Source organism: Pseudomonas sp. FH1, assembly GCF_000510895.2.
Taxonomy (GTDB): Bacteria; Pseudomonadota; Gammaproteobacteria; order Pseudomonadales; family Pseudomonadaceae; genus Aquipseudomonas; species Aquipseudomonas azotoformans_A.
The window spans coordinates 38610-64094 of sequence record NZ_AOHM01000001.1 but is presented as its reverse complement, the minus strand read 5'-3'; the positions used below and the strand labels follow the sequence as shown (position 1 = coordinate 64094).

Genomic DNA, 25485 nt, shown 5'->3' with positions numbered 1-25485 from the left:
GAAGAAGTATTCAGCGGGGTGATTGGCGGGCATAAAAAAGCCGGGAGCCTAAAGGGTCCCGGCCAGATCAAAGGGTGATCAGCGAACCCCTTCGGCCCTCAACGCTGCCGGGGTGTAATCGGCCGCCTTGGCCGCGAAACCGAACACAAAGCTGCTCTTCTCCTCGTTTTTCATGCCCAACGCGATGTAGCGCCCGGCGATGATGTCGTAGAGGGTTTCCACGGTGTAGGCCGGGGTCTGGTGGTCGTAATAGAACTGCGCATGACCTTCGGCGACACGCCACAGTTGGCCACGGCCGTCGTAGTGATCCACCAGCGCCACCTGCCAGCTGTCTTCATCGATGTACATGTGGCGCTTGGCGTAGATGTGCCGCTCACTCGGCTTGACCGTGCCGACCACTTCCCACACGCGGTGCAGCTCATAGCGGGTCAGGTCCTGGTTGATGTGGCCAGCCTTGATGATGTCGTCGTACTTGAGGGTCGGCTGGTCAAGCTTGTAGCTGTTGTAGGGGATGTACATCTCTTTCTTGCCCACCAGCTTCCAGTCGTAGCGGTCCGGGGCGCCGGAGAACATGTCGAAGTTGTCCGAGGTGCGCAGGCCGTCGGAGGCGGTGCCCGGCCCGTCATACGCCACTTGCGGCGCGCGGCGCACGCGACGTTGGCCGGCGTTGTAGATCCACGCCAGGCGCGGCTCCTTCACCTGGTCGAGGGTTTCATGCACCAGCAGCACGTTGCCCGCCAGGCGCGCCGGCGCCGTCACCGACTGCTTGAAGAAGGTCAGCACGTTGGCCGCCTTCGCCGGGTCCATGTCCGGGATCAATTGCGGCACCGCCACTTCCTCTTCGAAGCGGATCGGCGTGTAGCTGCCGTTGGTCTGCGGCGTGGCCTGGGTGATGATGCGGCGCAAATTGCCGCCGTGGTAGCGGGTGATGTGGTTCCACAGCACTTCCACGCCATTCTTCGGAATCGGGAACGCGTAATAGCGATTACCGGTGAAACCTTCCAGGCCATTGCCGTCATTGATCGGCTTGACGTTCAGCGCGCTGCGTTTGATCGATTCGTAGATCTCCGGCGGCAGGTTGACCGTACGGTGGGTTGGATACACCGGGATCTTGTAGGTCTCGGGGTAGCGCTTGAACATCGCCACTTGGCCGTCGGAGAGTTTGCCCTTGTATTTGTCGACGGTGGCCGCGGTGATCACGAACAGCGGTTTTTCACTGGCGAACGGGTCGGCCAGGAAGCCCTTGCTGTCCACGGCGCCGGCGTTTTTCGGGATGCCACCGGTCCAGGCCGGGATCGAGCCGTCGGCGTTGCCGGCTTTTTCGGCGCCCACCGGGGTCAAGGTGGTGCCGAGCTTGGCCGCCTCTTCCGGCGACACCGCTGCCATCACGTGGGTGGCCAACAGGCTGAGGGCCAACACTGCAATTGTCTTACGCATGGATGCTTGTCCTTCTTTAAGCCAGGTCAGAAGTTCGCGCCGAAGCTGAGGGCGAGGAAGTCGCGGTCGGTCAGGGTGTTGTAGTCGCCGCCGAAAAAGTCGGTGTAGCTCAGGCTGGCGGTGTAGGTGCTGCGGTAGTCCGCGTCCACGCCGATGCTGATGGCCTTGGCGCCTTTGTTGAACAGGCCGTTGGGCCCGTAGCCGGCCACGTCATGGGACCAGGACAGGTTGGGCTTGAGGTTCACCCCGAAAATCGCGTTGTTGTAGTCAAGGATCGCCCGCGCGCGGTAACCCCAGGAATTGGCGGTGACGAAACCATCGGTGTCACCTTGGAAACCATAGGCACCGTAGACCGAGTCGCGGCCGTAGCGCAGTTTGGATTTGTCTTCCAGCCCACCGACATGCACGTACGCAGCCTCGCCTACCAGCGTCAGGCGTTCGGCGCCCAGCACCTGATCGAAGAACTGGGTCATGGTGCTTTGGATCTGGGTGATTTCCTTGCGGCGGTAGCCTTTGTTGTCGTCGCCGAAGTTGCTGCGGATTGGCGAGGCCAGTTGGCCGGAGGTCGGGTTGACCAGCGCCAGGGTCAGGTCGGTGGTGTTGAGTTGCACCGGGGCATTGGGGCGGTAGCTGATCTCGCCGGTCCACGCCGTGCCGGTAGGCAAGGTGGTGGAAAAGCTCGCACCGAACAGGCGGATGTCTTCCGGGTAGTCGAGGTAATACTGGCCACGACCGAGCATCGTGCTGGTGACCAGCCCATCACCTGTGCCAGGTCGCAGGAAGTTGGCAAGGTTACGGATGGAATCCATCGTCGTTGCGTTGGAGTTGTTGGTGATCGTGCCCACCGTCGGCGTGCGGCTGTGGTAGTTCATGAAGTACAGGCCGTACTCGGTATCATCCCCGAGCCAGCGCAACGCGGTACCGAATTGGCCGGAATCGCGTGCATCACGGTCACGCGCGCGCTGCACAATCACGCCTTCGGGAGTCACTTCGAAGCCTTGGCCAAACCGTGCCGCCACTGGCTGCAACGGCGCAATCGCCGGGCTACCCACCGTGTAGTTGCCATTACAGCCATGCGCCGCTACATCCCCACCAAAAAATGTGCCGCAGTTATCCAGTACGGTATTTTCCCAGTTCAGTTGGTAAAAACCTTCCACTGTCAGTTGGTTGGTCAAGCTCTGGGAGGCGAACAGCATGTTCACCGGAATCAGCCCTTCCTTGATCTCCGCACCGGGGCGGCGGAAGGCTGAGACGTCGATGGGGTTGATGCTGTTGATAGAGTTACCGATAAAGGTACTTTCGCCCCAGCTGACCACTTGCTTGCCGAGGCGCACGTTGCCCGGTTGGTCGCCAATGGAATAGTTGTGATAGACGAAGGCATCGAGCAATTCGTAGCCGGAGGAACGTGCGCCCTCATCGCGGTGGTGATTGCTGATCTGTTTGAATTCGCGATCTTCATCCTGCAACTCGAAGTCGTACCAGTACTTGCCACGCACGAACACGCCGCTGTCGCCGTACTTGAGTTCCAGGTCGTGAATACCTTTGAAGATCTTGGAGAAGGTCTCGCCCTTCTTGAAATTCAAGCGCCCGTCATCCCCGGTAGACGCCTGGCCAGTGCCGCCATTGACGGTGCCCACCAGCTTTTTATCGGCGTCGCGCATGCCCCAGCTCGCGCCCACCGACAGCGAGGAATCGAATTGCCCTTCGATCTCGCCAATGTTGAATGAAACAGCCTGTGCCTGGGCACAGCACCCCAACGCAACCGCAGCGGCCAGCGCCTGTGGCCTGAAGATGGCGCGCATTGTTGTTCTTGTCATGCGTCTTCCCCGGTGAGTGACAGAAGGCCCCACCCTACTGCCGCCCATCAGGAGCGATAAGCGCACCAAGGAGGGATTCGTGTTGTCGCTCGAAAGGATGACAGGGCGCTCTGGCCTGGGCTTCGGGCACAGGCATGCATTGGGTGGATGGTGGGTTATCAGGGGAATGTATGGAGGACCGCGCAACTGTTGCTGATTGCGCAACAGTCCTTGTCACGAATCGGCATTACTCATTTTGTTACAAGCGGCTATTCTTACCGGGCTTTCAGGGCAAACGGCCCGCTTCCACAACCGGAAGAAAAGCCAGATTCAAATGGATTGATGCCTGTTTTCAGTCTGTTACCGGTGTTCACTGACGTTGATTTGTCGCTCCTTGATCCAACGTCTTACTTCGGCCGCTGCCTATGCAGCGGCCTTTTTTATGCATGGAATAAAACGGGGCGCCCTCAGCGCCCCGTAGCATTCAAGCTTTTTCAAGCAACGATCACAGGCTGAATTTCTGCAAATTGGCCATCATCTCCTTCAACGCCTCGATGTTGTCCTTGGGGTGAGCCGCTCCTTCGAAGTCGCAAATCTGCTGCCAATGCGCCGCCACGTCATCGGGCGAGAAGCCCGCTTGCGGATCAAAGCCCACGCCCAGGCTGCGCTCCCAGCGGGTTTTGCCGATCCAGCCGCCGCCCACCTCAAACAACCCCGAGGTTTCCTGGCAGGCTTCGCTGCCCAGGTACACCACCAATGGGCTGACCAACTCCGGCTTGAGGCGCTCGAACACCTGCGGCGGGATCAAGCCTTCGGTCATGCGCGTACCACCGGTTGGGGCGATGGCGTTGACCAGGATGTTGTTCTTGCGACCTTCCAGCGCCAGGGTGCGCGTCAGTCCATACAGGCCCAGCTTGGCCATGCCGTAGTTGGACTGGCCGAAGTTACCGTAGATGCCCGAGGTGGACGCGGTGAAGATCACCCGCCCGTAACCTTGCTCGCGCAGATGGGGCCAGGCGGCGCGGGTGACTTTGTAGGCGCCCTCGACATGCACCCGGTAAACCAGGTCCCAGTCGCTGTCGTCCATTTTATGGAAGGTCTTGTCGCGCAGGATGCCGGCGTTGTTGACCACCACGTCGATACGGCCAAAGGCGTCGAGGGCGTTCTGCACGATCTTGTCACCGTCGGTGACAGAGTCATGGTTGGCTTCGGCGATACCACCGGCTTCGCGGATCTGCGCCACCACACGGTCGGCAGCCGAAGCATTGGCGCCTTCGCCCTGGGTGGAACCGCCCAGATCGTTGACCAGCACCTTGGCGCCATGTTTGGCGAACAGCAGCGCATGCGCCCGGCCCAACCCGCCGCCGGCACCGGTGACTATCACGACCTTATCCTGGAACTGCACTGACTGACTCATACCGAACTCCAAAGGCGACAATGGGAATGGGTCGAGTGTCAGGCACGGGGGCTTTGGTCACAATAAAGCCGGCCAGGGCTGAATGGTGCTCGATAAGGCTGGGGGATAATCGTCAGCTCAGGAATAGGCCAATCGTGGTGCCGGTTGCCCAATCCGATCACGGAACGCCAGGTAGTGCTTGAGCACCTGAACCGGCGCCTCGATCTGCGGGTAGTGGCCGATATTGGCCAGCAGCACCGTGTCGGCGTGGGGCACCAACTCGCGGTAACGCTCTACCATATGAGCGCCGGAGATCGGGTCGATCTCGCCATCGATCACCCGCAGTGGCACTTCATCCTGTTGCATCGCCGCCACCCAACGCTCACGCATACGCCTGCGTTGAGGGATGTAGGCAATGAGTTTGTGCAGGATGCGCGTGCCTTCATGGCAGTCGATCAAACTCCAGAAATCATCCAGGGCGCTTTCGCTGGGGCGGGTGTTGGGGCCAAAGATCTGGCTGAAACTGTTTGCCAGGGCATTGCGCCCAAAGGCACGGCCGATCATCCAGCCCAGCGGGCTGAGCAAGAGTTTTTGCACCAATGCCGGGCGATGGGTTTCGGGAAACAACCCGCCGTTGAGAAACACGCAGCTGGCCATCTGAAAGCGACTCTCGTAGTGCCGGGCCAGCAGTTCCTGGGCGACACTGTCACCGTAGTCGTGGGCCAGCACATGCACCGGCTGCTCCACGCGCAGATGTTCCAGCAGGGCTTGTTGCAAATCCGCCTGCTCCAGCAGGCAGTATCCGTGATCGAGTGGCTTGGCCGAGTCACCAAAACCGAGCATGTCGCAGGCAATCACCAGGTTGCGTTGGGCCAGGGGCTGCCACAGGTAGTGCCAGTCCCAGCTGGCGGTGGGAAAGCCATGGATCAGCAGCAACGGTTCACCCTGCCCCGCCACCCAATAACGGATGGTGCGGCCGTGGAAGTCGAACGTCTGGCTGCGTTTGCGCCAGGCTCTCAGCGGGATCTCGGCGAGTGGCATCAGCTTCTATACCCAGGGTCTTGAGTGTCCAGCTTGCGCAGCAACGCCGGCCAGGCCAGCGCGCCCCCCATACCTTGTGCGCTCTTTGTGACAGCCGCCACCATTGCCTTGGCGCCAGCGAGAATCTGTGGGCCGATGCCGATCAATTCAGCACCACCGTTTTGCGCCAGCACCTGGATGTCGCAGGCGCGCTGGAACGTGAACATCATCAGGAAGGTGTCGGCGATGGTGCTGCCGCAGGTCAGCAGGCCGTGGTTGTGCAGCATGAGGAAATTGTTGTCACCCAGATCGGCCTGCAGGCGGGCCTTTTCTTCGTGATTCAGCGCCACACCTTCGTAGGCGTGATAGGCCAGGCTCGACAGCACGAATATCGATTGCTGGCTGATCGGCAACACGCCTTGCTTCTGCGCCGCCACCGCAACACCGGCAGCGGTGTGGGTGTGCAGCACGCAGGTTACGTCGTGGCGCACTTCGTGGATGGCGCTGTGGATGGTGTAGCCCGCCGGATTGATCTCGTAGGGGCTGTCCATCAGCTTGTTGCCGGCCTGGTCGACCTTGACCAGGCTCGACGCAGTGATCTCGTGGAACATGAGGCCATAGGGGTTGATCAGGAAATCATCAGTGCCCGGCACCTTGGCCGAGATGTGGGTGAAGATCAGGTCATCCCAACCATGCATCGCCACCAGGCGGTAGCAGGCAGCCAGGTCGACACGGGTCTGCCATTCGGCAGCGCTGACCTGATCTTTGACATTCTGTGGCGATAGAACGGGGGCTAGGCTCACGGCAACGACCTCCTTGGCGCACTTTCTTGTTGTTTTTTTGAGTGATGGGCCAGTCTAGTCAGACGCCGTGGCCGCCGTAGTTGCCTTGGCAGCCAGCTTGATGACCGTACGAGTCAGCGTTGAGAATAGTTGAAATCCATCCAAGCGACGTCAGAGAAGTGCCGCCAATAAAGGCGCGGCGAACAGGTTGAGCAGTCCCGTCAACACCATCACCAAGCCCGCGACGGAGCCCTCTTCACCGCCCACTTCGTGTGCTCGGCTCACGCCCGCACCGTGGGCACCCACCCCAAACAACGCGCCGCGCGCCAAGGGGGTGCGCAATGGCAACCACTTGAGCAGCACACCGCCGAGCATGGCGCCGAACACACCGGTGAACATCACGAACACGGCCGTCAGTTCCGGCACGCCACCCAAGTCGGACGACACGGGCATGGCGAACGGCGTGGTGATGGAGCGCGGCACCAGGGACATCGTCACCGAGGTGTCCAGCGCCAACGCCTTGGCCAAGCCGAATGAGGTGGCGATGGAGGCCACGCTGCCGGCGATCATGCCCAGCAACAAGGCCGACCAGTAACGCGCCAGCAACGTGCGCTGCTGCCAGATCGGCACCGCGAAGGCCACGGTCACCGGGCCCAGCACCAGCATCAACCAATGGGTGTCAGCGGAGTATTCCGCGTAGGCGGTGTTCATCGGCACCGCCACGGCCAGCAAGAGTACCGGCACCAGGATCAGCGGCGACAACAGGTAACGCCCGGTGCGACGGTAGATCCACCGGCTGAAGACATACGCGCCCAAGGTCAAGGCGAGCCAGAACACCGGCATCAGCTCAAGCTTCATGGCGCAGCCTCCAGCGGCACACCAGTTCGACGGTGAACGCGGTCACCAACATCACCGCAAGCGTGCTGAAGCCAATCACCAGCAGGATACGCCAGCCGTCATTGCGCAACAGGCCGCCGTAGTCCAGCAGGCTCATCAGCGCAGGAATGAAGAACAGCAACATTTCAGCCATCAATACTCCGGCGCCCAATTGCAGGGCCGCCGGCTTGACCAGGCCGCTGGCGAAGGTTGCCAGCAGCAGGCCCAGCCCCACCACGCCGCCAGGGATCGGCCACGCCAGCCACACGGCCAATTGGCAACCGAGCAGGTAAATGGCCAACAGCACGACCAATTCAATCAACAGACGGGTGAAACGTTTCATGGGCTTTGGTTCCTCGCAGGCCTCCATTTTAGAGACGCGCACCCCATCCCCACAGCGAATTGTTAGACTGCCAACTATTCCAAATGGGAATCCTGATCATGGAATTCAAACAGCTGCGCAGCTTTGTCGAAGTGATCCACCGAGGCGGTTTTACCCAAGCGGGGAAAACCCTGCACATCAGTCAATCCGCCGTCAGTAAACAGGTGGCGCAACTGGAACAAAGCCTGGGCACACCGCTGTTGGAGCGCACCGGTTCACACATTCGCCTGACCGCTGCCGGCGAAGTGGTGCTGCAACGGGCTGAAGCCATGCTGCGCTTGCAGACGGAATTGCTGAGTGAGCTGGATGACATGCAGCAACTGGCCCGCGGCGAGTTGCGCCTGGGCCTGCCGCTATTGGCGGGGGATACGTTGTTTGCGGGACTGTTTGCCGAGTACCGCAGGCGCTACCCGAAGGTCACCATCCAACTGCTGGAAGGCGGCAGCCGCACGATCGAACAGGCCATTCTCAATGGTGAACTGGATGTGGGTGGCTGCCTGAATTCCAGTGATCCGGCCTTCGCCCGGCAAGCCTTCTGCGATGAGCCGCTCGACGCCCTGCTGCCGATGGATCACCCGCTGGCGCAGAACGCCCAGGTGCGCCTGGAGGAACTGGCGGACACGCCGTTCCTGATGTACCAGCGCAGCTTTGTGCTCAATGATCGGTTGATCCAGGCTTGCCAGCAGGTGGGTTTCACTCCGAGGGAAATCGGCCGTAGCGGCCAGGCGGATTTCCTCGCCGCCCTGGTCGCGGCGGGCCAGGGCGTGGTGCTGTTGCCCAGTGTGGTTGCCCGTGGGCTGGTGCGACCGGGCGTGGTGCGCCTGACGCTCAAGGCGCCCGACGACCTGCGCTGGGACATTGCGTTTACCTGGCGTGCGGGCGCCTATCTGTCGAAAGCCGCCCAGGCCTGGCTGGCGTTATTGCGGGAATTTCCGGTCAGCCGCGCAGTGCAGTGACCAACTCGGCCAGCCACGGTTCAGCGTCGGCTTCCGGGGTGACGCTTTCGCTGGCATCCAGGCGCAGCATCGGCAGCACTTCGCGCACGCCGAGTTCACCAAACAGCTCGCGCATTTGCTCGCCGCCGCCGCAGAAGGTATCGCCATAGCTGGCGTCGCCCAGGCCGATCACCGCACCGGGCAGGCCACGCCAGGCGGCAGGTAGTTGATCGCGAATCATCGAATACAGGGGCTGCAGGTTGTCGGGCAACTCGCCCATGCCGGTGGTGGACGTCACCGCCAGGAAAGCTTGCGGCGCGAAAGCTTGCACATCCGCCAACGTGGCGCGGGGGTTGTGCCAGGCCTCGAAGCCGGCGGCCTTGAGAATATCGGCAGCGTGGCGGGCGACTTCTTCAGCGGTGCCGTAGACCGAGCCGGAAAGGATGGCGACTTTCATCAATCTGATCCTGTAGTTGAGTGAAAGCCTGGGATATTAACAGCTGGGGCAATTATTTCGGCGCAGCCCGTGCAACATTCGACAGTTGCCATAAACTCCAGGCTCGAAAACAAGCCATGGACCGCTCAATGATTAACGCCAAGCTGATGCAACTGGTCGTCAACGCTTCCAACGACGGCATCGTCGTCGCCGAGCGCGAAGGCAAGGACAAGCCGCTGATCTACGTCAACCCGGCATTCGAACGCCTGACCGGCTACACCCTGGATGAAATCCTCTATCAGGATTGCCGTTTCCTGCAATCGGGCGACCGTGACCAGCCTGCGCTGATGGCGATTCGGGAAGCGATGGAAAATGGCGGGGCCTGCCGGGAAATCCTGCGCAATTACCGCAAGGACGGCAGCCACTTCTGGAACGAGCTGTCGCTATCGTCGGTGTACAACGAAGCGGACAAGCAGACTTACTTCGTCGGTGTGCAAAAGGACGTCACACTGCAAGTCAAAGCCCAGCAGCGCGTCACCCAGCTGGAGACCGAACTGGCGCAGCTCAAGGCTGAACTGGCGGTGCTCAAGGCGACGAGCGGATCTAACAAAATTTAGGTAAGGAGGTCATTAGGGGGGATAATGGCATTTTAGTACCCTCTAATGAGCACGAGCGATGCAACGTGACGCGCTTCTGACCCAGGATGAACTGGACTTCATTCAGAACATGCAACACAACCCGCAACTGAACCTGCGGGATGCCTCGTCGAGCCTGACCGTCAACGGCGGTGCGCAGATTCGCGACTTGCTGACCCGGCTCGCCGCCCATGACCATGTCACCCTCCAGGCGCAATTTGACAACCAGCAACTGACCTTCCCGCTGCACTTGGTGGAAGATGAGTTCCATGCGGTTCACCTGCGCCTGGGCGTACCGAGTATTTTCGAGGACGGGCCGATGATCCGCCCCTGGCGCCTGGCGCTGGAAACCCCGGTGGCACTGGAAAATATCAAGGGCACCCCGGGTGCATTGTGGGTGCACGAGGTGTCGTTCAAGGGTGTGCTGGTGGAGATTCGGGGCCGGGTCAAGCCGCCGAAAACCTTTTCACTGTGGTTCAGTCCTTCAGGTTACGAGCGCATTGCGTTGCGCGGAACCTTCGAACGGGAAACCGCGCGCGGGCTGTTCGCCTATCGGCTGAGCCAGGGCGACGTCGACGAAACCGAGCGCCTGCGCCAGTTCATCCTGCACCAGCACCGCCTGGTCCATCCTGAAGTCCACGCCTGAGATCAGGTATCCAGGCCACCGCCCAGAAACTGCTGCAAGCGGCGCTGCATCAACCGGCCTTCATTACCCAGGCAGCCGATGGATGAACCGGCGAGGCTTTCCTGCGCCAAGTCCGCTGCATCACCGGCCAACAACAACGGGCAATCCAGGGTCAGCGCCAGACGCTTGAGCCGCAACGGCAGCTCGCTGCTGGGGGCGCGATTGGAAAACAGCACCAAGGCTCGGGGTTGGGTCTTTTCACAGATCAGCGTCAACTCATCGAATGGCTGTCCCACGCCCAAGACCTTGACCGCTTGTTTTTCCCCAGACATCAACAAACCCGCGACCAGCAACTCCAGCTCGCGGCACTCCCCGGCTACGGCGGCCAGCAACACTCGAGGCATCGGCGCGGCGGCGGCCATCTGCAAACGTTGCGCCGTACGCGAGCGCAGGAAATTATCGAAGAACAGCCACTCGCTGGCCTGGCCGAAGCGGCCTTGGTGACGCAACAATGCCTGCCAGAGCGGCATGAGAATGTCCTGGAACACCACGGCGAGGGGATAGGCGGAAAAGATCTGGCCGTACAAACGGTCCAATTGGCGGTCATCGAATGCGCTGATTGCCTGGCGCAATTGCCCGCGCCATTGCTCCCATTCCACTTCCGCGCCGAGGGCGGCATCCGGTTCGCTGAGCAACGCGTCGCGCGCCAGGATCCGCCCCACTTTGCTCACCGCCACGCCGCGTTCAATCCAGTCGAGAATCCGGTGCACAGTGTCGATGTCTGTGCGCGAGTACAACCGATGCCCACTTTCGGTGCGGGTGGGTTGGATCAGGCCATAGCGCCGTTCCCAGGCACGCAAGGTCACCGGGTTGACGCCGGTCAGCCGAGCGACTTCGCGGATAGGGAAAAGATCGTCGCAAGCGCTTCCGTTGTCGGAAATCGTTTCGCGTTGAGGAGCAATAGTTTCGGGCATCAGAGGTCAAAAACATCCGTGTCGATTTGGATCCCATTTAACGCTTTTTCAGCGGATCGACACAAGCTGAACGACGAACCGACCAAAGTATCTGGTGTATTTCGCTAAAACAGGAATAATCCTTGCCTGTTTTTTCTACGTCGCTGCAACACCCCGCAGCCTCGTTTGTGTGCCGCCTACCCGGCCCAGCGCACTCGCTTATTTGGAGATGCACAATGTCTACCTCTCCCGTCACCCTGATGGTTGCGCGCCGCGTGGCCAAGGGTCGCTACGAAGAACTGATGGCCTGGCTGCGCGAAGGCGAGCAATTGGCCACGGACTTTCCCGGCTACCTGGGTTCAGGTGTCCTCGCGCCGCCGCCCAACGATGATGAATTCCAGATCATTTTCCGCTTCGCCGATGAAAAGACCCTGCATGCCTGGGAATTTTCGGCCTCCCGCAGTACCTGGTTAAGCCGTGGCAGCGAGCTGTTTGCCAACCCGTCCGAGCACCGCGTACGCGGTATCGATGGCTGGTTCGGCGCAGTCGGCGCCCGCCCACCACGCTGGAAGCAGGCGGTGGCGATCTGGTTGGCGTTTTTCCCGGTGTCGCTGCTGTTCAACTTTGTCCTGGGCCCTTTGCTCAACGGGCTCGACCTGGCGCCGCGCGTGCTGGTCAGCACCATGGCCCTTACGCCGCTGATGGTGTACTGGTTCATCCCGCTGTCGACCCATCTGTTGGCCAATTGGCTGCATCCTGTACCGACCCCACGCAAGGCCGGCGAAGCCGCTGCTTGAGTACAGGGGCGCCCAGTCGCTGGTATAGTTTCAATCTGCCAGCGACTCGAGCCTCCCATGACTGCAACGAACGCCCCGATCCTGATCACCGGCGCCGGCCAGCGTGTCGGTCTGCATTGCGCCCAGCGCCTGCTGGACGACGGCCATCCGGTGATTTTCAGCTACCGCAGCGAGCGGCCCGGCGTACAGGCCCTGCGCGAACGCGGAGCGATTGGGGTGTTTGCCGATTTATCCAGCGAGGCCGGCATCCTGGCGTTTATCGCTGAACTGAACACCCATACCCAACGCCTGCGCGCGATCATCCACAACGCCTCGGCCTGGATCGCCGAAACGCCCGACGAAGAAAGTCACGCCTTTACCGACATGTTCAGCGTGCACATGCTTGCGCCGTATCTGATCAACCTGCATTGTTCACCTTTGCTGCAACGCTCTTCTCCCGCAGACATCGTGCACATCAGCGATGACGTGGTGCGCAAGGGCAGCCGCCAGCACATTGCCTATTGCGCCACCAAGGCCGGCCTCGACAGCCTCACGCTGTCATTTGCCGCGCAGTTCGCGCCGTCGATCAAGGTCAACGGCATCGCCCCGGCAATGGTGATGTTCAACGAAGGCGACGACGCCGCCTACCGCGCCAAGGTACTGGCCAAGTCGGCACTGGGCATCGAACCCGGCCCCGAGGTGATCTACCAGAGCGTGCGCTATTTGCTGGATAACCCCTATGTCACCGGTACCACCCTGACCGTCAACGGCGGGCGGCATATCAAGTAAGCCGTTTGTGAGGATGTTGTATGACCCTGCCCCATCACTACCGCGAGATCCTCAAAGGCCTGGGCGAAGACCCGGAGCGCGAAGGCCTGCTCGACACCCCCAAGCGCGCCGCCAAGGCCATGCAGTACCTGTGTCACGGCTATGAGCAGAGCCTGGAAACGATCGTCAACGGTGCGCTGTTTACCTCCGACAATGACGAGATGGTGATCCTCAAGGACATCGAGTTGTACTCGTTGTGCGAGCACCACCTGCTGCCCTTCATCGGCAAGGCCCATGTGGCCTATATCCCCACCGGCAAGGTGCTGGGCCTGTCCAAGCTGGCGCGCATCGTCGACATGTTCGCCCGGCGCCTGCAGATCCAGGAAAACCTCACCCGACAGATCGCCGACGCGATCCAGGACGTGACCCAGGCCGCCGGGGTAGCCGTGGTGATCGAAGCCCAGCACATGTGCATGATGATGCGCGGCGTGGAAAAACAGAATTCAACCATGAACACCTCGGTGATGCTCGGCGCGTTCCGCGAGTCGAACACCACGCGCATGGAGTTCCTGCAACTGATCGGACGGAGCAAGTAGCAATGCCACAACTTCAACCAGGCATGGCGCGCATCCGGGTCAAGGACCTGTGCCTGCGCACGTACATCGGCATCAACGAGGACGAGATCCTCAACAAGCAGGATGTGCTGATCAACCTGACCATCCTGTATGCCGCCCAGGAAGCCGTGCGCGACAATGACATTGACCATGCGCTGAACTACCGCACCATCACCAAGGCGATCATCGCCCACGTCGAGGGCAACCGCTTTGCCCTGCTGGAGCGCCTGACCCAGGAGCTGCTGGACCTGGTGATGGGCAATGAGTCGGTGCTGTACGCCGAAGTCGAAGTGGACAAGCCCCATGCCTTGCGCTTTGCCGAGTCGGTTTCGATAACGTTAGCTGCAAGCCGTTAGCTACAAGCTGCAAGCTAAAGCCAACCCATTCCAACTTGCAGCTTGAAGCTTGCCCGCTTGAAGCTGTCTCGAAGAGACCACTATGAACGATCAACAACGCCTCGAACTCGAAGCCGCCGCCTTCCGCCGGCTGGTGGCGCACCTGGACAGCCGCAAGGATGTGCAGAACATCGACCTGATGAACCTCTCGGGCTTTTGCCGCAACTGCTTGTCCAAGTGGTACAAGGCCGAGGCCGACGAGCGCCAGATCGAGCTGAGCCTCGATGACGCCCGTGAAGTGGTGTACGGCATGCCGTACGCCGAGTGGAAAGCCCAATACCAGAAAGAAGCCAGCGCCGACCAACAGGCGGCGTTCGCCAAAGGAAAAACCCATGACTGATCTGAACACCCTGCGCGCCAGCCTCAACAGTGGCGAACATGTTTTTGCCGATACCCTGGCGTTCGTCACTGCAGGTTATGACTACCAGCCGCAAGCCTTTACCAATGGCGACGTGGAAAATGCCGCTGGGCAGAATGAAGGCTCGTGCAAGACCTTAGGCCTGGCGTTGCTGGAAGGCTTGAGCGATCAGGAAGCACTGCTGGCGTTTGGTGAGCATTACCGCTCGGTAGTGGCGACGCCTGAGGGCAGCGATCACGGCAATATCCGTGCGTTGATTGCGAATGGCTTGGCCGGTGTGAAATTCAGCGCACTGCCGCTGACCCGTCGCTGATCAAATCGCGGACATAAAAAAACCGGCCTCTCAGCCGGTTTTTTTATTTCAACGATTTAGAACGACGCATCCTTCAAACCGTCGAGGTAACGCTCGGCATCCAGTGCCGCCATGCAACCGGCGCCGGCCGAGGTAATGGCCTGGCGGTAGACGTGGTCGGCCACGTCACCGGCAGCGAAGATGCCTTCGATGTTGGTGGCAGTCGCGTTGCCTTCGCGGCCGCCCTGCACCACCAGGTAACCGTCTTTGGCTTCCAGCACGCCTTCGAACAGCGAAGTGTTCGGGGTGTGGCCGATAGCGATGAACACGCCGTCGACTTTCAGCTCGTCGAAGCTACCGTCGTTGTTCTTCAGGCGGGCACCGGTCACGCCCATGTTGTCGCCCAGAACTTCGTCCAGGGTGGCGTTGAGCTTGAGGATGATCTTGCCTTCAGCCACACGGGCGTGCAGCTTGTCGATCAGGATCTTCTCGGCGCGGAAGGTCTCGCGGCGGTGAACCAGGGTCACGGTGCTGGCGATGTTGGCCAGGTACAGCGCTTCTTCCACGGCGGTGTTGCCGCCACCGACTACGGCGACTGGCTTGTTGCGGTAGAAGAAACCATCGCAGGTCGCGCAGGCGGAAACGCCCTTGCCCATGAACGCTTCTTCCGATGGCAGGCCCAGGTAGCGGGCGCTGGCGCCGGTGGCGATGATCAGCGCGTCACAGGTGTACACGCCGCTGTCGCCGGTCAGGCTGTAAGGCTTCTTGGAGAAGTCGACCTGGTTGATGTGGTCAAACACGATCTCGGTTTCGAAACGTTCAGCGTGTTCTTTCATGCGCTCCATCAGCACCGGGCCAGTCAGGCCGTGGACGTCGCCCGGCCAGTTGTCGACTTCGGTGGTGGTGGTCAGTTGACCACCCGCCTGCATGCCAGTGATGAGCAGCGGCTTGAGGTTGGCCCGGGCAGCGTAGACCGCAGCGCTGTAACCGGCAGGGCCGGAACCCAGGATAATCACTCGCGAATGACGGGTATCAGACATGACTCACTCCTATCGACCACCCAGACTACAAGGCGGCTGGAATAAAAAAGGGACCACGAAGCACTTGGGGAAGGCTTCAACTCGCAGACCCTGAAAAATAATGGGTGCAGCGTATCGAGGGGGGCAAGATTAAGGAAATACGGAATAACAATCCAGCTCATAGGTGGTCTCTATGCAGTCACCACTGTTGATCAACACCTTTGTTACCACTGATGTCGCCGCTTTCGCCTGTTAAACAAAGCCGGTAAGGTCGGCGCGTTCGTCACTTTGTTCGGAGTTCTCCATGCCCGCCCCTGCTCTTTCCGGCCCGCAATACCTGCGTGAAGGCCTCAAACTGGTGTTGAGCCCCGGCCTGCGCCTGTTTGTGCTGCTGCCGCTGGTGATCAACCTGGTGCTGTTCGTCGGCTTGATCTATTTCGCCGGTCATCAGTTCAGCCTGTGGGTCGATCATCTGATGCCGACGCTGCCGACTTGGCTGAGCTTTCTGAACTACCTGCTCTGGCCCCTGTTTGTCGTGCTGGTGGTGTTGATGGTGTTTTTCACGTTCACCATGCTGGCCAACATCATCGCCGCGCCCTTCAACGGCTTTCTCTCGGAGAAAGTGGAAGTGGTGGTACGCGGCACCGATGATTTCCCGGCCTTCAGCTGGGGCGAGTTGATCGCCATGGTCCCGCGCACCCTGGCCCGCGAGATGCGCAAGCTGGGCTACTTCCTGCCACGGGCCATTGGCCTGTTTATCCTGTCGTTCATACCCGTGGTCAACCTGATCGCCGCCCCGCTGTGGCTGTTGTTTGGCGTGTGGATGATGGCGATCCAGTACATCGACTACCCGGCGGATAACCACAAGCTGGGCTGGAACGAGATGCTCGCCTGGCTGCGCCAGAAACGCTGGCAGAGCATGAGCTTCGGCGGGATCGTCTATCTGGTACTGCTGGTGCCGGTGGTCAACCTGTTGATGATGCCCGCAGCGGTGGCCGGCGCCACGTTGTTCTGGGTGCGTGAACAAGGTGCCGAGGCAATGGCACAGCAGCAAAAAGTGACCCAGTCATAAATCCATCATCTCGATGACACAATGACGACATGGCCCACGGCGACACTGTGGGTCATGACGACAGCCTCGCTTCACATCACCCTCATTACCGAAACCTTCCCGCCAGAGATCAACGGGGTGGCCAATACCCTTGGTCGCCTGTGCGAGGGTTTGCGTGCCCGTGGCCATCAAGTCGAGCTGGTGCGTCCGCGCCAGGGCGTCGACCAGAGCCGCCCCAGCGACGACGCCTTGCTGCTGTGCCGTGGCTGGCCGCTGCCGGGTTATCCGGGCCTGCAATGGGGGCAGTCGTCGATGCACAAATTGCTGCGGCGCTGGACCCGTCACCGCCCGGACGTGCTGTACATCGCCACGGAAGGACCGCTAGGTTTGTCCGCGCTGCGCGCCGCACGTCGCCTGGGGATCAGCGTGGTCAGCGGCTTTCACACCAACTTCCAGCAGTACTCGAACCAATATGGCATGAGTATGCTGAGCCGGATGGTCACTCACTATCTGCGCTGGTTCCATAACCGCTCGACCCTGACCCTAGTGCCCAGCGCCAGCCAGCGCCTGGAACTGGAACGCAAGCATTTCGAGCGTCTGGGCATGTTGTCGCGCGGAGTGGACAGCCAGTTGTTCCACCCGGCCAAACGCGACAATGCATTGCGGGAAAGTTGGGCGCTGAACAGTGAACAAACCGCCGTGCTCTATGTGGGCCGGTTGGCCCAGGAGAAAAACCTGGGGTTGCTCAAGCGCTGCTTCGAGACCTTGCAGGACACCTATCCTCTGCGTCAGATGAAGCTGATCATCGTCGGTGATGGCCCGCAACGCGCGACGATGGAGAAAGAACTGCCGGAGGCGATCTTCTGCGGCACCTTGCGCGGTGAGGAACTGGCGCGGCACTACGCGTCAGGTGATGTGTTCCTGTTCCCCAGCCTGACCGAAACCTTCGGCAATGTGGTGCTGGAAGCGATGGCGTCGGGGTTGGGTGTGGTGGCCTACGATCAGGCAGCGGCGACGCAGCATATTCGCCATGGCTACAACGGCGTGCTGGCGATGCCGGGGGATGAGAACGCGTTTTGCGAGGCGGCCAACTGGCTGCTGGAGGACGCCGAAAGCCTGCGTCGCATGCGCCTGAATGCACGTCAGCATGCGAGTCGCCAGGGTTGGCCGGCGATCATCGAGCAATTCGAACGCCAGTTGCGCGGGGTCTGCAAGGACGGGCACCCGGTGCCCGCCCTGTCGCCGCTTACACCAGGGTCGTCAACGCCTCACGACTGAAGGGCAGGATGTCGCCCTCGCGGCCTTCGCGCACCTTCAACGCCCAATCCGGATCGACCAGCAGCGCACGCCCTACCGCCACCAAGTCGAACTCATCGTTATTCAGGCGCTCCAGCAGCTTCTCGAGGCTGGCCGGTTGCGCGACCTTGTCGGTGTTGACCATGAACTGCAGGAACTCGCCATCCAGGCCGACACTGCCCACAGTGATGGTCGGTTTGCCGGTGAGCTGGCGAGTCCAGCCGGCGAGGTTGAGGTCGGACCCTTCGAATTCAGGCTCCCAAAAACGGCGCGTGGAGCAGTGGAAAATGTCCACACCCGCGTCAGACAACGGCTTGAGAAATTCGCCCAACGCCTCAGGAGTTTGTACCAGCCGCGCGGTGTAATCCTGCTGCTTCCACTGGGAGAAACGGAAGATGATCGGGAAGTCCGGACCGACGGCGGCGCGGGTGGCCTGGATCAGCTCGATGGCAAAGCGCGAGCGGTTGGCCAGGCTGCCGCCGTATTCGTCGGTACGCTGATTGCTGCCTTCCCAAAAGAACTGATCGACCAGATAGCCGTGGGCGCCGTGGATCTCAACGCCATCCATACCGATGCTCTGGGCATCCTTGGCGGCTTGGGCGAAGGCGTTGATCACCTCCTTGATGTCTTGATGGGTCATGCCGTGCACGACCACGTTGCCATCCTTGAGTTTTTCCATCGGGCCGTAGGCTGGCACGCTGGCATCCGGCTCGGTGCCGATGCGACGTACGCTGCCCACATGCCACAGCTGCGGGACGATCTTGCCGCCTTCGGCATGTACCGCGTCGACGACTTTCTTCCAGCCAGCCAGGGCGGCTTCACCGTAGAAGTGCGGGACGTTGGGGTAACCGTTCGAGGCCTGGTGGCCGACCACGGTGCCTTCGGTGATGATCAGGCCCACTCCAGCAGCGGCGCGGCGGCGGTAGTACTCGATGACTTTGGAGTTGGGGATACCGCCCGGCGAAAACGAGCGGGTCATCGGCGCCATGACAACGCGGGTCGACAGTTGCAACGCACCGAGCTGGAAGGGTTTGAACAAGGCTTGGACGGGCATGGGGCACTCCACGGAAGTCGGGGTTTATGATGTGGATAATATGGGGAGCGCGAGGTGCTGGGTAGCACTATTGATCTGGGTGATTAAGGGGTAAAAGTGCAGGAGCCAGCCTGGCTCCTGCAGAAGGGTTGTTCAGCTCAAGGCTTTTTCGATGGCCTGGACTATCGTCGGATCGTCCGGCGCCGTGCGCGGGGAGAAGCGTGCGAGCACTCGCCCATCCTTGCCCAGCAAGAACTTCTCGAAGTTCCAGGTGATGTCCCCAGGAAACTCGGCGCCCTCCCCCGCCAGCAAGCGGTAGAGCTGATGACGATCCGGGCCGTTCACGTCGAGCTTGCTGCCCAAAGGAAAGGTCACGCCGTAGCTAAGGCTGCAGAACTCGCGGATCTCTTCTTCAGAGCCCGGCTCCTGGCCGGCAAACTGGTTGCACGGCAGGCCAAGCACGGTAAACCCCTGGTCCTTGTACTGCTGGTAGAGGTTCTCCAGCGAGGCGTATTGCGGGGTCAAACCACATTTGGACGCCACGTTGACCACCAGCACCACTTGCCCCTTGAAGGGCGCCAGCGGCAGCTCTTGTCCGTCCAAAGCTTTGAGTTTCAGGTCGTGGAAAGCACTCATGACGAACTCCAGATATCCCATGTTCTTCGCATTGCGGCACGTCGAGATTACAACCCGCAAGCCTGCAATCATAGACGCCGATTGCAAAACCCGCCTGCGGGTTACTGAGCGGTCGGCCAGGGCAAAATCGGAATGGCGGTCACGGCGTTTTGCGGGCTGCCTTCGATCAGGCGGTCGCTGTACACCAGGTAAACCAAGGTGTTGCGCTTCTTGTCGAGGAAGCGCACCACCTGCATGGTCTTGAACACCAGGGAGGTGCGCTCCTTGAACACTTCGTCGCCGTCCTTGAGTTCGCCCTTGAAGCGGATCGGGCCGACCTGGCGGCAGGCAATCGAGGCTTCGGCGCGGTCTTCGGCCAGCCCGAGGCCGCCTTTGACGCCGCCGGTCTTGGCGCGGGACAGGTAGCAGGTCACGCCGTCGACCTTGGGGTCATCGAAGGCTTCAACCACAATCCGGTCGTTGGGGCCGACAAACTTGAACACCGTCGACACCTGGCCGATTTCTTCAGCAGAGGCCAACAATGGCATGGCCAACAGCAGGCCGAGCAATCCCTTCATGACACGCATGGTGTATTCCTTTGGTTAGACCAGGATCAGGTTATCGCGGTGAACCAGTTCCGGTTCGGCCATGTAACCCAATAGTCCGACAATCGCATCGGAGGATTGTCCAATGATTTTCTGCGCTTCGAGCGCGCTGTAGTTGGCCAGGCCACGGGCGATCTCACGACCGTCCGGCGCCACGCACACCACCATCTCGCCCCGGCGGAAGCTGCCCTGTACCAACTTGACGCCGACCGGCAGCAGGCTCTTATTGCCTTGGGACAGCGCAGACACGGCGCCAGCGTCCAGCACCAGAGTGCCACGGGTTTGCAGATGACCGGCCAGCCACTGTTTGCGCGCCGCCAGCATGCCGCGTTCCGGCGACAGCAGCGTACCGATGCGCTCGCCGGCCTTGAGACGATCCAGCACGCGCTCGATGCGCCCGCCGACGATGATGGTGTGGGCACCGGAACGCGCCGCCAGACGCGCCGCACGCAACTTGGTCTGCATGCCACCACGGCCCAGGGCCCCGCCGACACTGCCGGCCACGGCGTCCAGCGCGGGGTCATCGGCGCGGGCTTCGTAGATCAGCTGGGCCTCCGGATTGTTGCGCGGGTCGGCGTCGAACATGCCGTCGCGATCGGTGAGGATCACCAGCAGGTCGGCTTCCACCAGGTTGGCCACCAGGGCGGCCAAGGTGTCGTTGTCGCCAAAACGGATTTCGTCGGTAACCACGGTGTCGTTTTCGTTGATCACCGGGATGACTTTCAGCTCCACCAGCGCGCGCAAGGTGCTGCGGGCGTTGAGGTAGCGCTTGCGGTCGGACAGGTCATCGTGGGTCAGCAGGATCTGCGCCGTATGGCGGCCGTGCTCGGCAAAGCTCGATTCCCAGGCTTGCACCAGGCCCATCTGACCAATGGCGGCGGCGGCTTGCAGTTCGTGCATCGCGCTGGGTCGCGCGGTCCAGCCGAGGCGGCTCATCCCGGCGGCAACCGCCCCGGACGACACCAGCACCAACTCCACACCGGCCTCATGCAAGGCCACCATCTGCTCGACCCAGACGCTCATGGCTGCGCGATCGAGCCCCTTGCCATCCGCCGTCAGCAACGCACTGCCGATCTTTACGACCCAGCGCTGCGCACCTGTCACTTTGCTCCGCATCATCTTCAACCTTAGATTGAGGGCTGCGCGACCCAGCGCGGCCCATAACGTTAAACCCGGATACTAAAACGCCGCTCCAACAGGAGCGGCGTTCAAGTTTATCGCAACGACTCAGTCGCGCACGTAAATGATTTCAGGACCGTCTTCATCATCCACGTCTTCTTCGTCCCAATCATCGTCACCGATGTCGTGGACCGACTTCACGCCGCTGCGGCGCAGGGCACGCTGGTCGTCCAGCGCTTGCAGCTGGGCACGGGCTTCGTCTTCGATCTGTTGATCGAGCTCAGCCAGCTCAGCCTTGAACACAGGATCGGCCGCCAGGCGGTCGGCGCGGTCTTCGAGGTAGCGCATGATGTCGCGGGTCAGGCGCTCGGTGCCTTCTTTGGCAATGGCCGAGATCACGTAGACCGGACCTTCCCACTCCAGGCGGTCAACGATTTCCTTGACGCGCTCTTCGTGCTCTTCCTCCAGGATCTGGTCGCACTTGTTCAGCACCAACCAGCGATCACGCTCGGCCAGGGCCGGGCTGAACTTGGTCAGTTCGCTGACGATCACTTCGGCGGCGTCCGGTGCGCTGGTGTCATCCAGCGGCGCCATGTCGACGAGGTGCAGCAGCAAACGGGTACGCGACAAGTGCTTGAGGAAGCGAATCCCCAGGCCTGCGCCATCGGAAGCCCCTTCGATCAGGCCGGGAATGTCGGCGATCACGAAGCTTTTCCAACGGTCGACGCTGACCACACCGAGGTTTGGCACCAGGGTGGTGAACGGGTAGTCGGCGACTTTCGGCTTGGCGGCCGAAACCGAGCGGATGAAGGTACTTTTGCCAGCGTTCGGCAGACCCAGCAGGCCCACGTCAGCCAGTACTTTCATTTCCAGCTTGAGGTCACGCTGCTCGCCCGGCTTGCCTGGCGTGGTCTGGCGTGGCGCGCGGTTGGTACTGGACTTGAATCGGGTGTTACCCAGACCGTGCCAGCCGCCCTGTACCACCATCAGCTTCTGGCCGGCCTTGGTCAGGTCGCCGATCACTTCCTGGGTCGCGGAGTCGATGATCGTGGTGCCGACCGGTACGCGCAGTACCAGGTCTTCGCCTTTCTTACCGGTGCAGTCGGTGCTGCCGCCGTTGGAGCCACGCTCGGCATCGAAGTGCCGGGTGTAACGGTAGTCGACCAGGGTATTGAGGTTTTCGTCGGCCATCATGTAGATGGAACCGCCGTCACCGCCGTCACCGCCGTTGGGGCCACCGTTTTCGATGAATTTTTCGCGACGGAAACTCATGCAACCGTTACCGCCGTCGCCTGCTTTTACTCGGATGGAAACTTCATCAACGAACTTCATAACAAAACGCCTCTCGCCGCACGGACGAGCTTAAGAAACCAAGACATAAGACTCTTGCAAAAATGAGCGCAGCGACCTCAATCAGCGACCGCAAAACCAGCGCCTGAGCCCATTACAAACAGCTTTGCAAGAGACTCACCCCACAAACGAAAAAGCCCCGTCGCAAGACAGGGCTTTTCCAGCGATCTCGCAATTAAGCTGCGACAACGCTCACGTAACGGCGGTTGAACGCGCCTTTTACTTCAAACTTGATCACGCCTTCGATTTTCGCGAAGAGGGTGTGATCTTTACCCATGCCTACACCGTAACCGGCGTGGAATTGGGTGCCGCGCTGACGCACGATGATGTTGCCCGGAATGATTTTCTGGCCGCCATACATCTTCACGCCAAGGCGTTTGGCTTCTGAGTCGCGACCGTTACGGGTACTACCACCAGCTTTTTTGTGTGCCATGAGTCAATTCTCCTAGTGAGGAATTAGGCTGAAATTAAGCCTGAATACCGGTGATTTTGATCTCGGTGTACCACTGGCGGTGGCCCATACGCTTCATGTGGTGCTTACGACGACGGAACTTGATGATGCGGACTTTATCGTGACGACCTTGGGAGATCACTTCAGCCACAACGGTAGCGCCAGCAACAACTGGAGCGCCGATGTTCACGTCATCGCCATTGGCGACCAACAGAACGCGATCAAAAGTAACGGATTCGCCGGTAGCGACTTCCAGTTTTTCGATCTTCAGGTATTCACCTGGGGCGACTTTGTATTGCTTGCCACCAGTAACAATTACTGCGTACGACATGGTATTTCTCCGATAATCCTGCTCACCCAGCGCTTTATAAGAAGAGGTATTGGCTGGCATGGCTGCATGGGATGGACGTCCCTAATGCAATTGCGTAAGGCAGGTGCTGCCCAGGAAGTTCAGGGTGCGCGATTGTACGCAAGGTAAATGGGTGTTGCAAGGGGCCGTCTATCGCGCCTTGACACTGGGGGGCCTGGGTCCTAGCATGCCGCGCAACCCTTCTGGAGCGACTGTCGCTGATGCAACCCCAAGCTTTCTACCGCGCGGTCGCGGACGATTTTAGCGCCGTCGACGGCATCATCAAGCAGCAGCTGACGTCTAAAGTGCCGCTGGTCTCCAAAATTGGCGACTATATTACGTCGGCGGGCGGTAAGCGCCTGCGTCCTTTATTAGTGCTGCTGTGCGGCAAGGCTCTGGGTCGCGAAGGCGATGACCTGCGCCTGCTGGCCGCCACGATCGAATTCCTGCACACCGCGACCCTACTGCATGACGACGTGGTCGACATGTCCGGCATGCGCCGTGGCCGCGAGACCGCCAACGCCATGTGGGGCAATGCCCCAAGCGTGCTGGTGGGCGACTTCCTGTACTCGCGCTCGTTCGAAATGATGGTTGAACTCGGCTCGATGCCGGTGATGAAGATTCTTTCACAGGCCACCCGCATCATCGCCGAAGGCGAAGTGTTGCAACTGTCGAAGGTCCGTGACGCCAGCACCACCGAAGAAACCTACATGGAAGTGATCCGCGGCAAAACCGCGATGCTCTTCGAAGCCTCCACCCATAGCGCCGCTGCACTGTGCGGCGCAACGGCCGAGCAGGCCGAGGCCTTGCGCACCTTTGGTGATCACCTGGGCGTCGCGTTCCAACTGGTCGACGACCTGCTCGACTACAAGGGCGACGCTGAAACCCTGGGCAAGAACGTCGGTGATGACTTGGCTGAAGGCAAGCCAACCCTGCCGCTGATCTACACCATGCGCGAAGGCACGCCGGAACAGGCCGCCCTGGTGCGCAAGGCGATCCAGAAAGGCGGGATCGAAGACCTGGAGGCCATCCGCGCCGCCGTGGAAGCCTCGGGTTCGCTGGAGTACACCGCGCAACTGGCGCGTGACTACGTGGCCCGTGCCATCCAATGCCTGCAAGCCCTTCCCGCCAGCGAATACCGCGACGCCCTGGTCGAGCTGAGTGAGTTCGCGGTTGCGCGTACGCACTAAAACGCGGGCCTATGTGGGAGGCCCCCCTCCCACATTTAGATTTCATACAACCTGTAAGACCGCAAAACCCTATATAATGTGCGCCCTTTAGCCATCCTGACTCTCAAGGAGCCTTAGTGAGCACGTTGCCACCCTGCCCGAAATGCAATTCCGAATACACCTACGAAGACGGCGCCCAGCTGATCTGCCCGGAATGCGCCCATGAGTGGTCCGCCAATGGCGAGGCCGAAGCGGCCAGCGATGACGCCGTGAAAAAAGACTCCGTCGGCAATGTGCTGCAGGACGGCGACACCATCACCGTGATCAAGGACCTCAAGGTCAAGGGCACGTCCCTGGTGGTCAAGGTCGGCACCAAGGTCAAGAACATCCGCCTGTGCGACGGCGACCACGATATCGACTGCAAGATCGACGGTATCGGCCCGATGAAGCTCAAGTCCGAGTTCGTGCGCAAAGTCTGAATAGGCTGCCTCCATCCCGCGCCTGCCGCGGGATGGCGTTTCGCCCTCTTGTTTGATCCCGCGCAATATCCACACAGAAAAACCCAGAAACCGCCAATAGGCACTTGCTATTCTACGAATAAGAATTATTCTCATTGAAACCCATCAAGGAGATGAGACCCATGACTTATTTGATAGACGCCTGGCTGGACCGACCACACCCTTACCTGCGGATCCTGCATCGGGAAACCGGTGAAGTCTGTGCGGTACTGGAAGAAGAAGCGCTGAATGAACTACAGGACCAGGGCGACCTGGACGTCAACGGGCTGAGTTCGAGCGAACCCGGCGTGCTGAAGGAAGTGGTGCGCAATCTGTTTCTGTTCTGCTATGCCCGAGCGTTGCGCCCAGCGACTGAGCTGAATGGCAAGTTCCATCCATGAAAAAACCAGTAAAACACTGTGGGAGCGAGCAGGCTCGTTCCCACAGGTAATCAG

General features: G+C 60.6%; 31 protein-coding genes. 14 read left to right on the top strand and 17 right to left on the bottom strand.

The genetic code is table 11. The annotated features are described in order from the left end of the window. Positions 1-78 precede the first annotated feature (78 nt). The 7 genes from H096_RS00315 to H096_RS00285 form a co-directional block, all read right to left on the bottom strand. Positions 79-1437, bottom strand: coding sequence for a DUF1329 domain-containing protein (locus H096_RS00315; protein ID WP_033896209.1), 1359 nt, complete (start codon positions 1435-1437; stop codon positions 79-81). A 26-nt stretch (positions 1438-1463) separates the two neighbouring features. Then, positions 1464-3254 carry a DUF1302 domain-containing protein gene (locus tag H096_RS00310; RefSeq protein WP_082461359.1) on the bottom strand — a complete coding sequence of 597 codons (1791 nt, stop codon included), beginning with the start codon at positions 3252-3254 and terminating at the stop codon, positions 1464-1466. A gap of 484 nt (positions 3255-3738) precedes the next feature. After that, positions 3739-4650, bottom strand: a complete 912-nt coding sequence (locus H096_RS00305) for an SDR family oxidoreductase (RefSeq protein WP_033896207.1) — start codon at positions 4648-4650, stop codon at positions 3739-3741. Between the two features lie 117 nt (positions 4651-4767). After that, positions 4768-5670, bottom strand: coding sequence for an alpha/beta hydrolase (locus H096_RS00300; RefSeq protein ID WP_033896206.1), 903 nt, complete (start codon positions 5668-5670; stop codon positions 4768-4770). Continuing rightward, positions 5670-6452, bottom strand: coding sequence for a class II aldolase/adducin family protein (locus tag H096_RS00295; protein ID WP_033896205.1), 783 nt, complete (start codon positions 6450-6452; stop codon positions 5670-5672). The genes H096_RS00300 and H096_RS00295 overlap by 1 nt, the downstream gene beginning before the upstream one ends. A gap of 150 nt (positions 6453-6602) precedes the next feature. After that, a complete protein-coding gene (locus H096_RS00290; RefSeq protein WP_033896204.1) occupies positions 6603-7289 on the bottom strand; it encodes an LrgB family protein in 687 nt (228 codons plus the stop codon). Continuing rightward, positions 7279-7650 carry a CidA/LrgA family protein gene (locus tag H096_RS00285; RefSeq protein WP_033896203.1) on the bottom strand — a complete coding sequence of 124 codons (372 nt, stop codon included), beginning with the start codon at positions 7648-7650 and terminating at the stop codon, positions 7279-7281. The genes H096_RS00290 and H096_RS00285 overlap by 11 nt, the downstream gene beginning before the upstream one ends. Before the next feature lie 98 nt (positions 7651-7748). Between H096_RS00285 and H096_RS00280 the strand changes: the two genes are divergently transcribed. Next, on the top strand, positions 7749-8645 hold the full coding sequence (locus H096_RS00280) for a LysR family transcriptional regulator (RefSeq protein WP_033896202.1): 897 nt from the start codon (positions 7749-7751) through the stop codon (positions 8643-8645). On the opposite strand, the gene H096_RS00275 is transcribed toward H096_RS00280, so the two are convergent. Then, positions 8626-9081, bottom strand: a complete 456-nt coding sequence (locus tag H096_RS00275; RefSeq protein ID WP_033896201.1) for a flavodoxin — start codon at positions 9079-9081, stop codon at positions 8626-8628. The two genes, H096_RS00280 and H096_RS00275, sit on opposite strands and share 20 nt — an antisense overlap. A gap of 128 nt (positions 9082-9209) precedes the next feature. Here H096_RS00275 and H096_RS00270 point away from each other — a divergent pair, with 128 nt between their 5' ends. Beyond that, positions 9210-9677, top strand: coding sequence for a PAS domain-containing protein (locus H096_RS00270; RefSeq protein ID WP_033896200.1), 468 nt, complete (start codon positions 9210-9212; stop codon positions 9675-9677). A gap of 58 nt (positions 9678-9735) precedes the next feature. Beyond that, positions 9736-10341, top strand: coding sequence for a hypothetical protein (locus H096_RS00265; protein ID WP_033896199.1), 606 nt, complete (start codon positions 9736-9738; stop codon positions 10339-10341). Positions 10342-10343: 2 nt separating this feature from the next. Here the strand turns inward: H096_RS00265 and H096_RS00260 are convergent, their stop codons facing one another. Next, positions 10344-11294: a MerR family transcriptional regulator gene (locus tag H096_RS00260; protein WP_033896198.1), complete on the bottom strand. Its 951-nt coding sequence runs from the start codon at positions 11292-11294 to the stop codon at positions 10344-10346. Between the two features lie 215 nt (positions 11295-11509). On the opposite strand from H096_RS00260, the gene H096_RS00255 reads away from it, so the two are divergent. The 6 genes from H096_RS00255 to H096_RS00230 all read left to right on the top strand — a co-directional run bounded on the left by H096_RS00255 (position 11510) and on the right by H096_RS00230 (position 14497). Then, positions 11510-12070: an antibiotic biosynthesis monooxygenase gene (locus tag H096_RS00255; RefSeq protein ID WP_033896197.1), complete on the top strand. Its 561-nt coding sequence runs from the start codon at positions 11510-11512 to the stop codon at positions 12068-12070. A gap of 57 nt (positions 12071-12127) precedes the next feature. Further along, complete coding sequence (gene folM, locus H096_RS00250) at positions 12128-12838, top strand: dihydromonapterin reductase (protein WP_033896196.1); 711 nt, start codon at positions 12128-12130, stop codon at positions 12836-12838. 20 nt (positions 12839-12858) lie between these two features. Then, the gene (gene folE / locus H096_RS00245; protein ID WP_033896195.1) at positions 12859-13413 is read left to right on the top strand and encodes a GTP cyclohydrolase I FolE; all 555 of its coding nucleotides are present in this window, start codon (positions 12859-12861) and stop codon (positions 13411-13413) included. A 2-nt stretch (positions 13414-13415) separates the two neighbouring features. Continuing rightward, on the top strand, positions 13416-13787 hold the full coding sequence (folX, locus tag H096_RS00240) for a dihydroneopterin triphosphate 2'-epimerase (RefSeq protein WP_033896194.1): 372 nt from the start codon (positions 13416-13418) through the stop codon (positions 13785-13787). 82 nt (positions 13788-13869) lie between these two features. Beyond that, the gene (locus H096_RS00235) at positions 13870-14166 is read left to right on the top strand and encodes a DUF1244 domain-containing protein (protein ID WP_010206472.1); all 297 of its coding nucleotides are present in this window, start codon (positions 13870-13872) and stop codon (positions 14164-14166) included. Further along, a complete protein-coding gene (locus H096_RS00230; RefSeq protein ID WP_033896193.1) occupies positions 14159-14497 on the top strand; it encodes a HopJ type III effector protein in 339 nt (112 codons plus the stop codon). Before H096_RS00235 ends, H096_RS00230 begins: the two co-directional genes overlap by 8 nt. Positions 14498-14553: 56 nt before the next feature. Here the strand turns inward: H096_RS00230 and trxB are convergent, their stop codons facing one another. Then, positions 14554-15516 (bottom strand): thioredoxin-disulfide reductase, encoded by a 963-nt coding sequence (gene trxB / locus H096_RS00225; RefSeq protein WP_010206474.1) that lies wholly within the window; start codon positions 15514-15516, stop codon positions 14554-14556. A gap of 283 nt (positions 15517-15799) precedes the next feature. Here trxB and cysZ point away from each other — a divergent pair, with 283 nt between their 5' ends. Both cysZ and H096_RS00215 read left to right on the top strand, forming a co-directional pair. Next, entirely contained in the window at positions 15800-16567 is a 768-nt protein-coding gene (cysZ, locus tag H096_RS00220) for a sulfate transporter CysZ (RefSeq protein WP_033896192.1), read from the top strand. Between the two features lie 54 nt (positions 16568-16621). Further along, entirely contained in the window at positions 16622-17824 is a 1203-nt protein-coding gene (locus H096_RS00215; protein ID WP_033896191.1) for a glycosyltransferase family 1 protein, read from the top strand. Here the strand turns inward: H096_RS00215 and H096_RS00210 are convergent. The 7 genes from H096_RS00210 to rplU all read right to left on the bottom strand — a co-directional run bounded on the left by H096_RS00210 (position 17793) and on the right by rplU (position 23346). Further along, the gene (locus H096_RS00210) at positions 17793-18896 is read right to left on the bottom strand and encodes an NADH:flavin oxidoreductase (protein WP_033896190.1); all 1104 of its coding nucleotides are present in this window, start codon (positions 18894-18896) and stop codon (positions 17793-17795) included. The two genes, H096_RS00215 and H096_RS00210, sit on opposite strands and share 32 nt — an antisense overlap. A gap of 132 nt (positions 18897-19028) precedes the next feature. Beyond that, on the bottom strand, positions 19029-19511 hold the full coding sequence (locus tag H096_RS00205) for a glutathione peroxidase (RefSeq protein ID WP_033896189.1): 483 nt from the start codon (positions 19509-19511) through the stop codon (positions 19029-19031). Positions 19512-19612: 101 nt separating this feature from the next. Further along, positions 19613-20077 (bottom strand): CreA family protein, encoded by a 465-nt coding sequence (locus tag H096_RS00200; RefSeq protein WP_015885841.1) that lies wholly within the window; start codon positions 20075-20077, stop codon positions 19613-19615. A gap of 15 nt (positions 20078-20092) precedes the next feature. Then, a complete protein-coding gene (gene proB, locus H096_RS00195) occupies positions 20093-21211 on the bottom strand; it encodes a glutamate 5-kinase (RefSeq protein ID WP_033896188.1) in 1119 nt (372 codons plus the stop codon). Between the two features lie 111 nt (positions 21212-21322). Continuing rightward, positions 21323-22546 (bottom strand): Obg family GTPase CgtA, encoded by a 1224-nt coding sequence (gene cgtA / locus H096_RS00190; protein WP_016976186.1) that lies wholly within the window; start codon positions 22544-22546, stop codon positions 21323-21325. Between the two features lie 193 nt (positions 22547-22739). Then, positions 22740-22997 carry a 50S ribosomal protein L27 gene (rpmA, locus tag H096_RS00185; RefSeq protein ID WP_003176049.1) on the bottom strand — a complete coding sequence of 86 codons (258 nt, stop codon included), beginning with the start codon at positions 22995-22997 and terminating at the stop codon, positions 22740-22742. 34 nt (positions 22998-23031) lie between these two features. Beyond that, positions 23032-23346 (bottom strand): 50S ribosomal protein L21, encoded by a 315-nt coding sequence (gene rplU, locus H096_RS00180; protein WP_007950961.1) that lies wholly within the window; start codon positions 23344-23346, stop codon positions 23032-23034. Positions 23347-23585: 239 nt separating this feature from the next. Here rplU and H096_RS00175 point away from each other — a divergent pair, with 239 nt between their 5' ends. The 3 genes from H096_RS00175 to H096_RS00165 all read left to right on the top strand — a co-directional run bounded on the left by H096_RS00175 (position 23586) and on the right by H096_RS00165 (position 25431). Next, positions 23586-24554: a polyprenyl synthetase family protein gene (locus tag H096_RS00175; protein WP_028617908.1), complete on the top strand. Its 969-nt coding sequence runs from the start codon at positions 23586-23588 to the stop codon at positions 24552-24554. 116 nt (positions 24555-24670) lie between these two features. Then, entirely contained in the window at positions 24671-25012 is a 342-nt protein-coding gene (locus tag H096_RS00170) for a zinc ribbon domain-containing protein YjdM (protein WP_008022504.1), read from the top strand. Between the two features lie 161 nt (positions 25013-25173). Next, on the top strand, positions 25174-25431 hold the full coding sequence (locus H096_RS00165; RefSeq protein ID WP_003194088.1) for a hypothetical protein: 258 nt from the start codon (positions 25174-25176) through the stop codon (positions 25429-25431). Positions 25432-25485 lie beyond the last annotated feature (54 nt).

Coding starts and splice junctions, on each gene's coding strand:
- H096_RS00315 (WP_033896209.1), bottom strand. CDS start 1,437: ATGCGTAAGACAATTGCAGTGTTGGCCCTCAGCCTGTTGGCCACCCAC.
- H096_RS00310 (WP_082461359.1), bottom strand. CDS start 3,254: ATGACAAGAACAACAATGCGCGCCATCTTCAGGCCACAGGCGCTGGCC.
- H096_RS00305 (WP_033896207.1), bottom strand. CDS start 4,650: ATGAGTCAGTCAGTGCAGTTCCAGGATAAGGTCGTGATAGTCACCGGT.
- H096_RS00300 (WP_033896206.1), bottom strand. CDS start 5,670: ATGCCACTCGCCGAGATCCCGCTGAGAGCCTGGCGCAAACGCAGCCAG.
- H096_RS00290 (WP_033896204.1), bottom strand. CDS start 7,289: ATGAAGCTTGAGCTGATGCCGGTGTTCTGGCTCGCCTTGACCTTGGGC.
- H096_RS00285 (WP_033896203.1), bottom strand. CDS start 7,650: ATGAAACGTTTCACCCGTCTGTTGATTGAATTGGTCGTGCTGTTGGCC.
- H096_RS00280 (WP_033896202.1), top strand. CDS start 7,749: ATGGAATTCAAACAGCTGCGCAGCTTTGTCGAAGTGATCCACCGAGGC.
- H096_RS00275 (WP_033896201.1), bottom strand. CDS start 9,081: ATGAAAGTCGCCATCCTTTCCGGCTCGGTCTACGGCACCGCTGAAGAA.
- H096_RS00270 (WP_033896200.1), top strand. CDS start 9,210: ATGATTAACGCCAAGCTGATGCAACTGGTCGTCAACGCTTCCAACGAC.
- H096_RS00265 (WP_033896199.1), top strand. CDS start 9,736: ATGCAACGTGACGCGCTTCTGACCCAGGATGAACTGGACTTCATTCAG.
- H096_RS00260 (WP_033896198.1), bottom strand. CDS start 11,294: ATGCCCGAAACTATTGCTCCTCAACGCGAAACGATTTCCGACAACGGA.
- H096_RS00255 (WP_033896197.1), top strand. CDS start 11,510: ATGTCTACCTCTCCCGTCACCCTGATGGTTGCGCGCCGCGTGGCCAAG.
- folM (WP_033896196.1), top strand. CDS start 12,128: ATGACTGCAACGAACGCCCCGATCCTGATCACCGGCGCCGGCCAGCGT.
- folE (WP_033896195.1), top strand. CDS start 12,859: ATGACCCTGCCCCATCACTACCGCGAGATCCTCAAAGGCCTGGGCGAA.
- folX (WP_033896194.1), top strand. CDS start 13,416: ATGCCACAACTTCAACCAGGCATGGCGCGCATCCGGGTCAAGGACCTG.
- H096_RS00235 (WP_010206472.1), top strand. CDS start 13,870: ATGAACGATCAACAACGCCTCGAACTCGAAGCCGCCGCCTTCCGCCGG.
- H096_RS00230 (WP_033896193.1), top strand. CDS start 14,159: ATGACTGATCTGAACACCCTGCGCGCCAGCCTCAACAGTGGCGAACAT.
- trxB (WP_010206474.1), bottom strand. CDS start 15,516: ATGTCTGATACCCGTCATTCGCGAGTGATTATCCTGGGTTCCGGCCCT.
- cysZ (WP_033896192.1), top strand. CDS start 15,800: ATGCCCGCCCCTGCTCTTTCCGGCCCGCAATACCTGCGTGAAGGCCTC.
- H096_RS00215 (WP_033896191.1), top strand. CDS start 16,622: ATGACGACAGCCTCGCTTCACATCACCCTCATTACCGAAACCTTCCCG.
- H096_RS00210 (WP_033896190.1), bottom strand. CDS start 18,896: ATGCCCGTCCAAGCCTTGTTCAAACCCTTCCAGCTCGGTGCGTTGCAA.
- H096_RS00205 (WP_033896189.1), bottom strand. CDS start 19,511: ATGAGTGCTTTCCACGACCTGAAACTCAAAGCTTTGGACGGACAAGAG.
- H096_RS00200 (WP_015885841.1), bottom strand. CDS start 20,077: ATGCGTGTCATGAAGGGATTGCTCGGCCTGCTGTTGGCCATGCCATTG.
- proB (WP_033896188.1), bottom strand. CDS start 21,211: ATGCGGAGCAAAGTGACAGGTGCGCAGCGCTGGGTCGTAAAGATCGGC.
- cgtA (WP_016976186.1), bottom strand. CDS start 22,546: ATGAAGTTCGTTGATGAAGTTTCCATCCGAGTAAAAGCAGGCGACGGC.
- rpmA (WP_003176049.1), bottom strand. CDS start 22,997: ATGGCACACAAAAAAGCTGGTGGTAGTACCCGTAACGGTCGCGACTCA.
- rplU (WP_007950961.1), bottom strand. CDS start 23,346: ATGTCGTACGCAGTAATTGTTACTGGTGGCAAGCAATACAAAGTCGCC.
- H096_RS00175 (WP_028617908.1), top strand. CDS start 23,586: ATGCAACCCCAAGCTTTCTACCGCGCGGTCGCGGACGATTTTAGCGCC.
- H096_RS00165 (WP_003194088.1), top strand. CDS start 25,174: ATGACTTATTTGATAGACGCCTGGCTGGACCGACCACACCCTTACCTG.